The sequence below is a fragment of the Pseudomonas sp. PNPG3 genome (assembly GCF_023093815.1).
Classification (GTDB): Bacteria; Pseudomonadota; Gammaproteobacteria; order Pseudomonadales; family Pseudomonadaceae; genus Aquipseudomonas; species Aquipseudomonas asiatica.
Genome location: NZ_JALLKV010000265.1, coordinates 1 through 259, shown reverse-complemented (window position 1 = coordinate 259; position 259 = coordinate 1). Strand labels below are relative to the sequence as shown.

Genomic DNA, 259 nt, shown 5'->3' with positions numbered 1-259 from the left:
GCACCTGCGAGAAGACGGCCCAGACGACAAAGGCCATCACGATGCCCAGCGGGATGGTGACGGCGAGGTTGCGCTTGCCGAAGCCGCGCGCGGTCAGGGCGAACAGCAGGCCCGTGGCAATGGAGAAGCCCGCCACCTTCAGCAGCAGGAGCTGGGCCGTCAGGCCGGCCAGCACCCACAGGATCGGCCCGTGGGCCGAGGGATGGGGGTCGGGAAAGTCGCGGCGCAGCGTCGAGATGGCGGTCCAGACCGCCAGCCC

At 70.7% G+C, this 259-nt stretch carries 1 protein-coding gene; it reads right to left on the bottom strand.

Annotated features, from left to right (window positions below; genetic code table 11):
- The coding region (locus MJ643_RS30980) for a tripartite tricarboxylate transporter TctB family protein (RefSeq protein WP_247727353.1) at positions 1-259 on the bottom strand (259 nt) is incomplete at both ends.